At 68.6% G+C, this 500-nt stretch carries 1 protein-coding gene; it reads right to left on the bottom strand.

Annotation, left to right across the window (positions count from 1 at the left end; genetic code table 11):
• Positions 1-398: hypothetical protein (locus ACYVGQ_RS18755; protein ID WP_460786207.1), on the bottom strand; the 398-nt coding region annotated here is incomplete at its 3' end.
• Positions 399-500 lie beyond the last annotated feature (102 nt).

Here is a 500-nt window from a genome sequence, read left to right as displayed (position 1 = left end):
CCGTCCAGCAGCTCGTGCAGCCTCTTGTACTCGTGGCTGGTGGCGAACTCCCGAACCCGAGCCATCTGGGCCTCGAGCTCGGCCACGCGGTCCAGGAGGAACGGAACATCCCGACGTGCGTGCGCCACGAACTCGGCGTCGTGAAAGACCTGCTTCGCGTCGTCCCGTTCGGTCCAGTCGCGGTGGGTCGGGTCGTTGTCGATCGGCTCCTCATCCAAGCGGCCGATGCCGCGACGGCACCGGTAGCCGGTACTGGAGGGCTGGAGGTCGGCGACCAGGTCGTAGACGACCCCGTCGAAGTAGATGCCCCACGGTCCGGGCGTGGCGGCCTGCTCACGCTTCCGGATCTCGCCGGTACGGTCCGAGGGAACGACGGTGGTTTCGGGTGTGGCGGTCATGGCGTGGTGGTCTCCTTTTTCGTCTTGGGGCGTCGGGTGAACGGGAGTCGGCCGCTGGGCCGGGTGAGGGTGCTGCGCAGGGAGGTTCGGGGCGGGGCCACA

The sequence above is a fragment of the Microbacterium tumbae genome (assembly GCF_054780175.1).
Note: the sequence above shows the minus strand (reverse complement) of the source record. Positions and strands in the feature narration are given on the sequence as shown.